This window comes from Ruminococcus flavefaciens ND2009, from assembly GCF_000621785.1.
GTDB classification, from domain to species: Bacteria; Bacillota; Clostridia; order Oscillospirales; family Ruminococcaceae; genus Ruminococcus; species Ruminococcus flavefaciens_C.
In genome coordinates this window covers 769,478-783,253 of record NZ_KK211346.1, presented here as the reverse complement: position 1 = coordinate 783,253, position 13,776 = coordinate 769,478, and the positions used below count along the sequence as shown (strand labels likewise).

Here is a 13,776-nt window from a genome sequence, read left to right as displayed (position 1 = left end):
TAGTCGGTGCTTATGGCAATGAGGTCACACCCGTTCCCATTCCGAACACGGAAGTTAAGCTCATTCACGTTGACGATACTTGGCTGGTGACGGCCCGGGAAACTAAATCAGTGCCGACATTATATACGTTATCGGAAGCTTACAGAGCTTCCGATTAATGTTATAAGGGCCATTAGCTCAGTTGGTTAGAGCATCCGGCTCATAACCGGACGGTCTGGGGTTCGAGTCCCTAATGGCCCACTGAAAAGCCTCACTGCAATTGCAGTGAGGCTTTATTTTGTTATTATGATCGTTGCAATCAGACATATGAATAACAGTCCCGAGTCTATCCGATCGTGACAAATTCAAGTATTTCATTGGCTTCATTTCTGCTTATACCTTCGATCAGAAGAAGCTCATAGGTATTCTTGAAACCGCCATTCTGCTCACGGAAGTCTATGATCCTCTGAGCAGTGTCTTCGTCAATATGAGGCAGAAGCATTAATGTTTCAATATCTGCACAGTTGATGTCAATTGGCGCAGCTTCCTCCAGAGTAATGATATACTCTGTAGCCGGGATCTCTGCTTCGTTTTCAGCGGGCTCCTCATTGAAGTTATCGTCTTCGACGTCATAAATTGGTTCAATTACATAGATATGCTCCCGAATATCGGCAAATATAGCTTCACCGATACCATTGACGTTCATTATCTCCTCGATATTTCGGAAACTTCCGTTGTTTTCTCGGTAGCTTATGATCTCATCGGCAAGGACGGTGCCGATACCTTTCAGTTTAGAAAAATCCTCTGCTCCTGCGGAGTTTATATCTATAAAAACAAACTCGGAAGTAGTCTCCGCGGGTCTTGTTGCAGCAGTTTTGGTAGTTGTAGTCTTATGTGCTTTGGTTGTTTTTTGTGTAACGGTTTGCTCGAATGTTTCAGTAGAAGCCGTAATAGTTTCATCAGTGTAGGGTTCTATTATAACAGTAGTTGTGTTTTTCTTTGTATCACTGGCATGAAAGTAGAAGGTGGCTGCACCTACTACTGACGCTGAACAAATGAAATAGAGCAGATATTTTCCAAATGATTTATTATCCTTCAAAATATCACCTCTGTACTTATGATAGCATATAAACCGACAAAAATCAACAAAAATCGACATATATATGCTTAAAAAAGCTGATCCCCATAAAGGCGACGCTCGTACAGAAGGTTTACGGGTGATATTGAGGGAAGCTCTTTGAGAGAAGTGCTTCCCTTTATTCTTTTTCCGAGGACTCTGTTTCGTTTTTATCAGGACAGGGCGCTTGATAATATATGCCTTTTTATTATATTTAAGGCGCCCTGTCCTGATAAAAACCAGCCAAAAGTCTTTGGAAAAGGGGGTATGGGGGAAAGAACCTTTCCTCAGAAAGGTTTTTCCCCCATAATTACGCGTAAACTTCTATATAAGCACCGCCTTTAGAGAGATCAGCTTTTCTTTTTACATGGGATATCTTTTGATATATTTCTTTCCGCTGACGATGAAGCGGAGTGTGAGAAAATCGTCGTCAAGCTCAGCTGATACGATCTTGGCATCTCTTATCTTCATTATCTTTGAAAGCTCTTTTATCTCTTTCTCGGTGTAGTCATAGAAATTATCCGAGGTAAAGAGTACGCTGCCCATCATTGAATTCACCTCTGCAAGGCAGTTTTTTTGCTCGTCCGAAAGTGAATTATTGCAGGGGCGGAGAAGAAATACATCCGGATCGCTGAGGAAAGCGCGCCCGTTGAGTTGTCTGCGGAAAACCGTGTTCAGTATGGAGTTCCTTGTGCTTATTCTCTCGCGGTGCATGAGCCTCATGTGAGGCTTATCGTTCCAGTCAAGACTTACATCGCAGCCTATACGGCAGTAGTCCGCCTTTCCGAAGGCAGAAGCCAGCGGAACCCCGCAGGCGAGAATAAGTGCGTCACCTGCACATTCTCGGAGAAAATCCATAGCTTCAGACATTATCTGTCCTCTGGTCTTATCGGGACGGGGGATAATGCAGGCAGCATAGAGGAAGTCCAGCTTCAGCAGCTTGTAGCCCCATTCATTGACGATGGTGTTAATCACGAACCTGATGTACTCCCGCACCTCAGGGTTATAAATATCAAGTGCATAGAATCCGCTCCAGTTTGAGCCGCCCTTGACATAGCCGTTATCGCTGTCAAGGAGGAGCCATTCCTTGTTGTTCCTGAACAGCTCAGAGTCCTCCTCACAGACGAAGGGTGCAAGCCATATTCCGGGAGTAAGCCCGGCTGCTCTTATATCATCGGCGGTCTTTTTCATCAGCTTCGGGAACTTGTTCTTGTCCACTGATAGCCAGTCACCGACTGCGGTCTGCCAGCCGTCATCTATCTGGAAAACATCGGCTTTAAGGGTAAGGGCATTAAGACCGATCAGGTCGTTCCTTATAGTCTCCTCGTCTATGTCCTGATAGTGGTCATACCAGCTTGTATAGCCGAAAATTGGCTTATCTGTGCGGGGCTTTATGTCAAGGGCGGAGAAGTAGCCGTCAAATACCTCCTTCTCACTTCCCTCGGTGATATAGAGCCTGAGCGCCTGCCATTCGCCGTTTATAGTCAGTCCCTCGCAGTCCTTCTGGGCGCAGATAAAGCCCTTGTCAGTCTCTGTGATGAACTGTGTAAAGCCACTTTGCTCGGCAAGAGAGCCAAAAAAGCAGTATCTACCGTCATTTCGGATATAGCCATAGGACCAGCCGTGCATATCGTCCCCGTAGGAGCTGAAATTGTAGTCGCCGTACTGTGAGAAGGCGTACTTGTTGCGGATAGCCGAAGGAATATGGCTGATACCGTGCATCTTATCACTTACACTGTGCTCAACGGAGTCGGTCCAGGACTGATAGCCGTTGAGGAATATCCTGTCATCATCGGAGAAATCGTACTCAAAGAGCGCCAGTATCTTCATTATGGTTATTTCCTTGTTGGAGCTGACGGTGACAGAGAAAACATCGCCTTCTGTTGATATACTCAGCTCCATTCGGTCATTCCTGAGGGAGCTTGAGGTGATAGCCATGAAGTCGTCGTCGCCATCTTTGTAAAGAAATTGCAGGGATTTGAATTTAAGCATTTTTACTGCCCTCCTCGATACGGGTTATGACTTTCTTTTCATTATAGCGCAGGAATACCAGTCCGCCCATCAGACAGAGGACCGCAGCCAGTATAGCAGTAAGTCTGTAGCCGAGACCGTAGCCGCTGCTGCCTTTATCGGCGTCACTGTTAATAAGGGCGATACTTGTGAACATGAGCATTGCAAGGGACTGTCCAAGCTTGAATGCAAAAGTTCGTGCAGCGTAGAACATACCCTGACGGCTCTCGCCTGTGTCCAGCTTGTCCGCCTCAGAGATGTCAGCCACAACAGCCTGTGGAAGAATACCCAGTATCGCCATGGGTACAGCTGCCAGAACAGCGATGATAACGCCGTATACCATAGCAGGTATACCGATGAGACCTGCGGCGGCTGTAACGAGAAATGCAAATGAGAAGAAAAGGAATGCAAAGGCTATGAGTTTTTTCTTTCCCATTTTCTTCGAGAAAATATTGACTAGGGGATAGAAGGCAAGGGATACCACTGTCATTATTGCGAACAGGGGGAATGTCATGCCAGAGCCCAGTCCCAGAAGTACAGTGATATAGAAGGACAGACCTGTCTGGAAAAGGGTGAGACCTATCCAGTAGAGTATATCCGAGCAGACAAAAATGCGGAAGTCCTTGTTCCTGAAGGTCGCAAGGAGAGACTTGAACGCCGTGCTCTTGCTGGGAGTAGTGTCCGCGTATTCGTTTTCGTCAATGAGGAACGCAGGCACCAGCATACAGATGACTGCAACTGCCGCCAGTATAGCGATAGTCACTCTGAAGCTTGCGGCATAGCCGAGACTTTCAAGGAAAAATCCTGCAATATTCGGCACCAGATAGGCGATAGCCGTTCCGAAGAAATAGGTGACGGAAATGAATGTGGACAGATTTATCCTTGTGTTCTGAGTGCTTCCCAGCTCGGGGATAAGAGCGTTATAGGGGGTGCAGTAGCAGGTCATGCAGAAGTAGAACATCATTGCAAAGACAAAGAGAAATACTGCATTTCCCATACTCTTTTCGCCGAATGGAGAGACGAACATGAGGACAGTTACTATACCGAAGGGCACAGCCGCAAAGCGCATAAATGGTATGCGTCTGCCCAGCTTATGCTTCAGCGAGTCGGATTTTCCCGCGATATATGGGTCAGTAACTGCGTCGAAGATACGCCCGAAGGCAGTTATGATACCGATGGCGGTGAGACCGATGAAAGTTCCCTTAGGTATGAACAGGAGCTGACCCTTGTCAAGCTCTTCCTGGCTGGGCTGATAGAAGAACACCAGCCAGTTGGCGATAATGCCCGAGAGCAGGGACCAGCCCAGCTGACCGATGGCGAATATCCATAAAACCTTGTTTGTCGCAGTCTTTTTCGTCGACATAAAGACACCTCATTCCTTTCTGAGAAAGAAAACGGCAGCCTCGATTATCATGCTTAATTCCTCCTCAGCGTGGGAGAAGTCGTCATTGGGGAGGAGCTCTCCCTGAATGAGCTTCTTGCTGAGTTCCATGAGCGTATGTGCGAATGAAAGGTAGAACATCCTTATATCGGGGATCTCGCGGACAGTTCCGTCGGCGATACCCATCATGTATGAGTTCTCGAATACGGGGTAGAAATTGATGATAGACCGCTCGTATTCCTTGAGATCCTTCTTGGGTATATCCTCTGAAATGAGAAGGAGGTCAAATTCGGACAGGAGCCGCATGAAGCCAGGGTGAGCTTCGTAGAGGACGATGAACATTCTCATCAGGTCGTTGAGCTGCTTTATGCCCGACTGTGAAAGGAAGACCTCGGACTCGAATATGCCGCTGAACATCTTATTGAGTTCATTCCACATATAGGTCATTGCTTCGATGGTGATGCCGTTTTTTGTTCCGAACCAGCGATAGAGAGTAGCAACGCCGATACCGCACTCGTCAGCGATGTCGGTCATTTTTACTGAGTCGATACCGTTTTTGAGAAAGAGCTGGGCACTAACCTCAACCGCCTTCTCATACCGCTTATTTTTTAAGCTATCGTGAGAAATTTCATTTTCCACTTGACAAACCTCCTTTTTTGTGATAGACTATATATCAAATGATAGACAATCTATCAATCTTTTGAATAATTTTAACATATTTCACGAACTTTGTCAAGAGTCTGGAGGCGATTTTATGGACAGATCCAAATTTATTTTTGAAAACGAGATCTCTGAGCGTGCCTATAAGAAGGCAGTGAAGAACAAGGCTAAGTTTATCCGCAAGTACGGAGATGACACGGACGCTGTCTATCATCTCGCTCCAAAGCCTGCACCCGCTATCGGAAAGACTCTCGGAGTACAGCAGCTTGTGCTGTCGGACAGCAGCGAGTGCAGATTTGACGGGAAAAGTCTCGTGATCGGAAATATACGCATGGGCTTCGGGCACTACCGCATATCCATGGCGATAGCCTCTGCGGCGCACTCAATGGGCTATGAGCCCTACTGGTTCGACCTGCATTCCTTTAAGGATGCAGCCTGCGGAAAGATCATCGCAGAGCAGAATGAGTTATATTCACTGGGCTCACGGCTGTCCCAGAGGTTCGGGCTTTTCAACAAGCTTGTCTGGGAGCCTCTCAACAGCGAGGGGTTCAGAAAGCTGACCTACAACAGCTCAGACCAGAAGACCGCAGAGCTGATGACGCCCGTATTCCGCGATCTACCGAAGGATATACCATTTGTTGCAACTCATGTGTGGCCCTCACAGGCGGCAGTACACGCAGGACTCACCCATGTGGTGAACGCCATTCCCGATAACTGGCCTATGGGACTTCACCTCTCTGAGGGAGCTATCCATACGGTGCAGACTCCGTCCTCATATCTGGGCTACCGTGCCCTGAGAGGTATGGACAAGAAGCGCCAGCTGAAGCCGATGCCGAAGGAGGCTATTGTCTACACAGGACATTACATCGACCACGAGCTGGTGTCTAACATCGAAAGAGACTGCATAAAGCGCGTATACAGGGCGGCAGGCGGCAAGACCAAGCGCTGGCTCATGTCCGTAGGCGGTGCAGGAGCACAGAAGGAGATATTTGCGGCAGTTATCCGCAAGCTCCTGCCCGAAATAAAGGCAGGAAGGGCAGCTCTGTTTATAAATGTGGGGGATCATGCTGCGGTGTGGCGCGATCTTCTCGCCGAGATACCGCAGATGAAGCCGGTCCTTCATGAGCATTTCGACGACTTCAAGGAGACCCAGCGTTTCTGTTCAGAGGTGTATGAAAGGGAAGTCAGCGGTATCCACGTATTCTGCCACTCGGATATTTTTGCGGCGGTTTACTCCACAAACCTGCTCATGAGGTGCAGCGACATACTCATAACCAAGCCCAGTGAGCTGGCGTTCTATCCCATACCCAAGCTGATGATAAAGCGTGTAGGCGGTCATGAGGCGTGGGGAGCTATCCGTGCTGCGGAGATAGGCGACGGCACCTATGAGTGCTCCACTCCTGCCGAGACCATCGCAATGATAGACATGATACAGAAGGGCGGCGACATTATCGAGAAGATGTGCAAGCATATCATCACTGCAAGGAAGGCGGGGATCTATGACGGAGCATACCATGCGGTAGAGCTTGCAGTCGGTTCTGATAAGTGATACTATCGTGCTTTAAGCGGATATGTAATAATAATGTTATCAGTATAGCGGAAAGCACGTATCACCGATACAGAAAATATAATTAAGCAATTTTTGGTCAAAAGTGCGCAATTATTGATATTGTGTTGAAAAGCTCGCGGAATCGCCTGTTTCAGGGGACTTTCGCGGGCTTTTTCAGCACAAAAGTGCTATTATTGCGGCAGGAATCTTTCTTGACTTTTTATTGGAAATAAGTTATAATTAATTCAAGTTTTAATGTGCATTTGTGTGCATATTGATTAAATTATACCGATGCGTTAATTTAATTTCTCCATTGTTAGTTTCGCACAAATCTTGCAGCTCCAAGATGTGCGAAGTGCCGATTTTTTGCGTATCTTCGGATTGTCCACCCGATATGTAAAAAGTAGGTTGTTTTATTATTTTATGCACGGTATAATAATAATGGAGAAATTTGATTTTATAAAGGAGTGATGTAAATGAAATCAACAACGATCTTCGGAAAAATGCTGTCTGCTGTAACTGCTGCGGCATTGCTGTTCACAAGCACAGCAGTATTTTCCGGAAATTCATCTCTTGAAGCTTCAGCAGCAGGTGCAGCGGTTATCGATACCACCGACATACACCAGACAATCAGAGGCTTCGGAGGCATCAATCTTCCCGAGTGGATCTCACAGGGCGATATGACCGATGCACAGGTGCAGAAGGCATTCGGAAACGGTGAGGACGAAATGGGTCTCACTATCCTGCGTATCTACATCAGCGATGATTCAAACGCATGGAAAAACGCTGTTCCCACCGCTAAGCGCGCTCAGGCTCTGGGAGCTACGGTATTCGCATCTCCGTGGTATCCTCCCGCAAGCATGAGAAGTGCAGGCTCAAGCAGCCGATATGTACTCAACAAGAACCAGTACGGCGACTATGCAAAACATCTCAACAGCTATATCAAGTACATGGAGGGGGAGGGCATCGACCTCTATTCCGTATCGGTACAGAATGAGCCCGACTACGCTAAGGACTGGACTGCATGGAGCACAAGCGACCTTGTAAGCTTCATCGCCAACTACGGTAAGCAGGTAACAGCTGGCACAAATGCCAAGCTCATGTCACCTGAGAGCTTCCAGTACAGAAAGGACATCTATAACGGTATTCTCGGAAACCAGCAGGCTTTTGCAAATACTGACCTTTTCGGTACTCATTTCTACGGCACCAGCCGCAATGATATGGACTTCCCCGCACTTGAAAACTGCGGAAAGGACATCTGGATGACTGAGGTCTATGTACCTGATTCAAACTCCGACGCAGACGAGTATCCTAAGGCATTACAGGTCTCCGAGAATATCCACAACGGACTCGTTGTCGGCAATATGAACGCCTATGTATGGTGGTACATCAGAAGATCATACGGTCCTATGAAGGAGAACGGTCAGATCAGTAAGCGCGGTTACTGCATGGCTCAGTATTCAAAGTGGGTACGCCCCGGCGCAGTTCGTATCGGCGCTACAGAGCAGCCCAACAGCAACGTTCTCGTTTCTGCATACAAGAATACAGACGGAACTATCGCTATTGTTGCTATCAACAAGAATAAGAGCAATGTAAATCAGGAATTCCAGATGGCAAGCGGAGAGACTCTCTCATATGTTGACAGCTATACAACATCTGCTTCAGGAAACCTTAAGAAGAATGAGCTCTCAGCAAGCGGAACAAGCTTCTCGGCTACACTTCCTTCAGAGAGCGTTACTACATTCGTTCTCTCAGGCGAGGGCGGCGGACAGGATCCCTCACAGGTCCTCGACGATGACGGATACTACTTCCACGATACCTTTGACAGCTCCACAAACAGCTGGACCGGCAGAGCAAGCGAAACAATTGAGGTGGCTGCCGGCAAGGGCATGGACGGTACAGGCGCCATCAATGTTTCCGGCAGAACAGCTACATGGAACGGTGCTTCAAAGTCTCTCAGCTCAAGAACATTCTCATCCGGCAATGAATTCAGCTTTGCTGCAAACGTAAGGTATGACAGCGGTCCTGCCGAGCAGGGCTTCCAGCTCTCTCTCCAGTACTCCGACGGCACCGAGACAAAGTATGCTCAGATAGCCGCAGGAAAGGCTGTAAAGGGAGAGTGGATGCAGCTTGCGAATACAAATTACACCATTCCCGCAGGCGCAACAGACCTCAAGCTCTACGTAGAGACTGACGAAAACGATTCCGATTATATCAGCTTCTTTGTTGACGAGGCTGTGGGAGCTCCCGCAGGTACAGTCATCAAGGGTGCAGAGCCTCCAAAGCAGGTCATACTGGGCGATGTGAACTTCGACGGATCAGTTGATTCTCTCGATATGATCGCTGCAAGAAAGGGCATCATCGCAGGAAACCTCACAGGCTCAACTCTCAAGGCTGCCGACGTTGACCAGAACGGCAAGTTCGAGGTGGCAGACCTTGTAAACATTCAGAAGTTCATTCTCGGCAAGATCACACAGTGGCCCGAGCCCGAGATAGTTATCCCTCCCGAGCCTCAATACGACTCAAAGTGGGATACATATCAGGAGACAGCCTCCTCACAGTATATCGACTTCTACAAGAGCTCAATCAAGCACATGGGCAACACCTACAGACTTGACAAGAAGCTTGCAGGCGCTGAAAACGGCGATCCTCTTACAATAGCTTACCTGGGCGGCTCTATCACCGAGGGCAAGAACTACACAACACCTTTCTCCAACTATGTAAAGAATACCTTCGCAAAGGGCAGCTTCAAGGAAGTCAACGCAGGTCTTTCGGGTACCTCATCTGTTGTAGGTCTCGTAAGAAGCGAGCAGGAGATAGTTGCTCAGAATCCCGACATCATCTTCCTGGAATTCTCAGTAAACGACCACGAGGACATCATGTACAAGAAGTGCTTCGAGAGCTGTATCAAGAAGTTCCTTGACCTTCCCAACGAGCCTGCTGTTATCGTACTTATCACAAGGGCACAGGGCGGCTTCTCCAGCCAGAACCAGATGTACCCCATCGGTAAGAACTTCGACATTCCTGTTATCAGTATGGACGACGCTCTTACAAAGGCATTCAACAGCGGATTCCTCAAGGCAAGCGATTACTACACTGACGAGTATCATCCTCATCAGAAGGGCGGACAGCTCATCGCTGACTGTCTCGGATACTTCTTCCGTCAGGCTATGAAGACCGAGAACCGTTCAAGCTCATATACTCTGCCCTCTAAGGCAGTTTACGGCTTCGAGTACGCTGACTGCGTAAACATCAATCCCAAGAACATGACCGGCTTCAACGCAGGTTCATGGACATCGGGAATGGGCTATAACAGCAGTCCTTCACTGAACTACTCATACACCCTCAACGGCGGAAGTCCTATGACCTTCAAGGCACAGGGCAAGGGCCTTATCATCGTATTCAAGGCTAACAGCTCAGGTATGGGCAGCATCAATGTTACTGTAAACGGCAAGACCACAAAGGTCAACGGCAGCAAGCAGTACACATGGGGCGGTCCTGACGCAGAGCTTGGCTACTATCAGGATACCACAGGCGAGCTCGATGTCTCCATCACAGGAAGCGGACAGTTCACCATCTGGGGCATGGGTCTCATCAAGTAAAACATATTTTAAAAGCTCCGACTTTACGTCGGAGCTTTTTTCTGCCAAATGATATGAAAAAGCACAAAAAACTATTGATTTTTCGGAGAAAATAAGATAAAATGTTCTTAGAGTATAATTGATAATTGTGGGGTGACTTATTGAAGTTTAATGCAATGATACCTGAACTGACAGTTGCTGACATTGAGCGGACCAGGGATTTCTATGTGGGAGTGCTGCAATTCAGAGTAGAATATGAAAGACCCGAGGATAGATTTATTTTCCTTTCATACGAGGGTATACAGATGATGTTCGAGCAGGAAAACGGTCACTGGAAAGTGGGGGAGCTTGAATATCCTTTCGGACGCGGAATTAATTTTGAAATGACCGTATCTGATGTGGAGGCTGTATATAAACGGCTTTCAGATTCGGGGATACGCCCCTTCAGAGAGTTAAAGGTCAGCCGCTACAGAAGCGGTAATGAGGACATCGTTCAGAAAGAGTTTCTGGTGCAGGATCCTGATGGCTATCTGCTAAGATTTACTGACTGAAGTATAAATATTTTTTCGTGAAAAGAGGTTTTGAAGATGAACAGACTAAAAAAAGTGCTTGCAGCGGCAAACACGGCGGCACTGGTCGCCGCAGCCTGTCCGCCTGTACAGTCCTTTGCGGTGGTGTCCGCCGACTACGCTGACAGCTTCGGCGAGGTCATAAGCGGCGGAGACTATACGATCATGGTGCGTCTCAGCGGCAAGTACATAACGGCTGCAAGCGACGGAAACGTCCACCAGTGGGAAAAGCTGGGGGACAATTCTCAGGTCTGGCATATCGAGAGTGCAGGGAACGGAAAATGCTGCATACTCTCGGGTAATGACAGAAGTCTTGCCCTGACCGTAGAAAACGGGGACTCCACCAACGGAAACAACATTTATCTCTCGGAATACAAGGACACAGCTGCTCAGCACTTTATCCTCCACAGGACCGATGACGCCTACTATATCACTGGCGAGTGCTCGGGAAATGCTGCCCTTGACGTATACGACATCAGCCACGACAACGGCGCCAATATCGACCAGTGGGACTACTGGGCAGGCGAGGGACAGAAGTTCTATATCCGTCCCGTTGGCGGCGACTACAGCTTTATCCGCGGCGATCTTAACTTTGATGGCTCCGTTGACATCTTCGACAGGACTATCATGCAGAAGGGCGTCATAGCAGGCTTTGACGATACTATGGCTGCCATAGCCGATATGGACGGCAGCGGCAGTGTCAATGCTGCCGATCTGGTGCTGCTCAGTCAGTTCATGCTTGGCAATGCTGCGGACATACAGACCTACAGCACTATCTCTACGGAAAAGCCCGATGTTGCTTATCTTTTTGCCTACTTCCTCGGAAATGCTCCCGAGCAGGAGAGACTCTCATATGCGGTGAGCACCGACGGCTACAACTTCAAAGCCCTCAACGGCGGAAGGGCTGTATGGCAGTCCAGTGTTGGTACCGAGTGTCTCCGTGATCCCTACATTTTCAAAGGCGAGGACGGGCTCTACTATCTGCTGGCTACGGATATGAAGTCCTCACTGGGCTGGAACAGCAACAGGAATCTGCTCAGCGCAAAGTCTACCGATCTGGTACACTGGTTCGACGAGACCAGCATTGAGATAGCGAACAAATATCCCCTTATGCAAGGCGCTGACCGTGCATGGGCTCCCCAGGCGATATACGATCCCGAGAAGGAGTCCTATATGATATACTTTGCGGCAAGAGTCCCGAACCGCGACAGCAGGACGATAATGTACTACGCCTACAGCAAGGATATGAAGAAGCTGGACACCGAGCCTCAGCTCCTCTTTGCGCCTAAGAACGGCAATGACGCCATTGACTCTGATATAATCAATGTGGGCGGAAAGTACTATATGTACTACAAAAACGAGACCAACAAGCGCATTTACCTTGCAACTGCCGATCACGCCAGCGGTCCCTATACCGAGATAAAACAGGTCTCAGAGGGCAGTCTTGGCGTTGAGGGGCCCAACATCTACAAGCTCATAGGTCAGGACAAGTGGCTCATGATGTCCGACGCATACGGCGACGGCTATTACGTTATGCAGGAGACCACCGACCTTACCAATTTCACCACCGTCAGCAAGGGCAATTACAGCTTCAATTTCACTCCCCGTCACGGCTATGTTATACCGATAAATGCGGACCAGTATACGGCACTGATAAACGCCTATCCCTCCGCAGGTCTCACTACGCTGAACACAGGATTCAGATCATTGAATGTAAATGTGGGGCTGGGAGAGAATATGTCCGAAGTGCCAAGGCTCCTCACAGCGGAGTACTCCGACGGCGGCACCTGTGATATGAGCTTTGACTGGGCAGGGCTTTCATATATGGTGGACACCTCTCAGCCGGGAGTTTATCAGGCTCAGGCAAAGGTGAAGTCCAGCTCGGAGCTTTACGCAAATCCCTTTATAAACGAAAGAGCCGACCCCTATATCGTTGACGGCGAGGACGGCTATTACTACTTCACAGCCTCTTATCCTGCCTATGGCAGCGTGGATAAGGGCTATGACCGCATTATCCTCAGACGCAGCAATACCGTTGGCGGACTTGCCTCTGCAGAGGAAAAGACTATCTGGAAGGCTCATTCAAGCGGTATACTCTCCAAGCATATCTGGGCTCCCGAAATGCACAAGATAGGCGGAGCCTGGTATATGTTCTTTGCGGCAGGTGCCAGCGACAACATCTGGGCGATACGTCCCTATGTGCTCAAGTGCGACGGTGACCCATATAACGGAAACTGGACGGAGTGCGGTCAGATGCAGGCTTCTTCAGGAGACACTGAGTCATTCAGAGGCTTCTCACTGGATATGACCTATTTTGAAAACAACGGCAAGCACTATGTTATCTGGGCGGAGATAAAGGGCGACTCCTCCCTGTTTATGGCGGAGATAGATCCCTCAGAGCCCTGGAAGCTCATTTCCAAGCCCATTATGCTCACCAAGCCCGAGTACAACTGGGAGCTGGTGAATAACCGCGTTAACGAGGGGGCAGCAGTTCTCAAGACCGATAATAAGGTCTATGTGTTCTTCTCGGCTTCGGGTACGGGCTCAGAGTACTGCGTGGGAAGAATGGAAGCGGATATAAACGCCGACCTTATGAATATAAACAGCTGGAAGAAGCTGAGCTATCCTGTGCTCCAGACCGCTGACCTCAGCGGTCAGTCGGGTCCGGGACACAACTGCTTCGTAAAGGACGAGAAAGGAAATCTGCTCATAGTTTACCACGCTCGTCCCTCATCTCACTCGGATCAGAAGTGCGGTACCTACAACAAGGATCCCCTTTACGATCCGTGCAGACATACCCGCATAAAGCGTGTGGCATTTGACGGAAACGGTGATCCCGTTATAAACCTCAGCGATGAGGCGGAGCTTGCTCCACAGAATAAAAACGTCACGGTAAATATCGTAGTGGGATAAAAAAAGACCTGCTTCAC

Annotated in this window: 8 protein-coding genes, 1 tRNA gene and 1 rRNA gene; 6 read left to right on the top strand and 4 right to left on the bottom strand. The window is 48.6% G+C overall.

Annotation, left to right across the window (positions count from 1 at the left end; all coding sequences use genetic code 11):
• The first annotated feature begins 2 nt into the window (after positions 1–2).
• Both rrf and T488_RS0110435 read left to right on the top strand, forming a co-directional pair.
• Positions 3–119, top strand: a 5S ribosomal RNA gene (rrf, locus tag T488_RS0110440).
• A gap of 47 nt (positions 120–166) precedes the next feature.
• A tRNA-Ile gene (locus T488_RS0110435) sits at positions 167–240 on the top strand.
• Positions 241–325: 85 nt separating this feature from the next.
• Here the strand turns inward: T488_RS0110435 and T488_RS18810 are convergent.
• The 4 genes from T488_RS18810 to T488_RS0110415 form a co-directional block, all read right to left on the bottom strand.
• On the bottom strand, positions 326–1,078 hold the full coding sequence (locus T488_RS18810; RefSeq protein ID WP_028520749.1) for a ComEA family DNA-binding protein: 753 nt from the start codon (positions 1,076–1,078) through the stop codon (positions 326–328).
• Between the two features lie 381 nt (positions 1,079–1,459).
• Positions 1,460–3,088: a glycoside hydrolase family 36 protein gene (locus T488_RS0110425; RefSeq protein WP_028520748.1), complete on the bottom strand. Its 1,629-nt coding sequence runs from the start codon at positions 3,086–3,088 to the stop codon at positions 1,460–1,462.
• Positions 3,081–4,469: an MFS transporter gene (locus tag T488_RS0110420; RefSeq protein WP_028520747.1), complete on the bottom strand. Its 1,389-nt coding sequence runs from the start codon at positions 4,467–4,469 to the stop codon at positions 3,081–3,083. The genes T488_RS0110425 and T488_RS0110420 overlap by 8 nt, the downstream gene beginning before the upstream one ends.
• A 9-nt stretch (positions 4,470–4,478) precedes the next feature.
• Positions 4,479–5,126, bottom strand: a complete 648-nt coding sequence (locus T488_RS0110415; RefSeq protein ID WP_028520746.1) for a TetR/AcrR family transcriptional regulator — start codon at positions 5,124–5,126, stop codon at positions 4,479–4,481.
• A gap of 115 nt (positions 5,127–5,241) precedes the next feature.
• Here T488_RS0110415 and T488_RS0110410 point away from each other — a divergent pair, with 115 nt between their 5' ends.
• The 4 genes from T488_RS0110410 (at position 5,242) to T488_RS18805 (ending at position 13,759) form a co-directional block, all read left to right on the top strand.
• Positions 5,242–6,696, top strand: coding sequence for a DUF6937 domain-containing protein (locus T488_RS0110410; protein ID WP_028520745.1), 1,455 nt, complete (start codon positions 5,242–5,244; stop codon positions 6,694–6,696).
• A gap of 476 nt (positions 6,697–7,172) precedes the next feature.
• On the top strand, positions 7,173–10,298 hold the full coding sequence (locus T488_RS0110405; RefSeq protein ID WP_028520744.1) for a carbohydrate binding domain-containing protein: 3,126 nt from the start codon (positions 7,173–7,175) through the stop codon (positions 10,296–10,298).
• A gap of 155 nt (positions 10,299–10,453) precedes the next feature.
• Entirely contained in the window at positions 10,454–10,828 is a 375-nt protein-coding gene (locus tag T488_RS0110400; protein ID WP_347496311.1) for a bleomycin resistance protein, read from the top strand.
• A gap of 36 nt (positions 10,829–10,864) precedes the next feature.
• Entirely contained in the window at positions 10,865–13,759 is a 2,895-nt protein-coding gene (locus T488_RS18805) for a family 43 glycosylhydrolase (protein WP_028520742.1), read from the top strand.
• Positions 13,760–13,776: the final 17 nt, after the last annotated feature.

What these genes read in the sequence shown, in the direction of transcription:
- T488_RS0110425 (WP_028520748.1), bottom strand. Translation starts at nt 3,088, where the DNA reads ATGCTTAAATTCAAATCCCTGCAATTTCTTTACAAAGATGGCGACGAC.
- T488_RS0110420 (WP_028520747.1), bottom strand. Translation starts at nt 4,469, where the DNA reads ATGTCGACGAAAAAGACTGCGACAAACAAGGTTTTATGGATATTCGCC.
- T488_RS0110410 (WP_028520745.1), top strand. Translation starts at nt 5,242, where the DNA reads ATGGACAGATCCAAATTTATTTTTGAAAACGAGATCTCTGAGCGTGCC.
- T488_RS0110405 (WP_028520744.1), top strand. Translation starts at nt 7,173, where the DNA reads ATGAAATCAACAACGATCTTCGGAAAAATGCTGTCTGCTGTAACTGCT.
- T488_RS0110400 (WP_347496311.1), top strand. Translation starts at nt 10,454, where the DNA reads ATGATACCTGAACTGACAGTTGCTGACATTGAGCGGACCAGGGATTTC.
- T488_RS18805 (WP_028520742.1), top strand. Translation starts at nt 10,865, where the DNA reads ATGAACAGACTAAAAAAAGTGCTTGCAGCGGCAAACACGGCGGCACTG.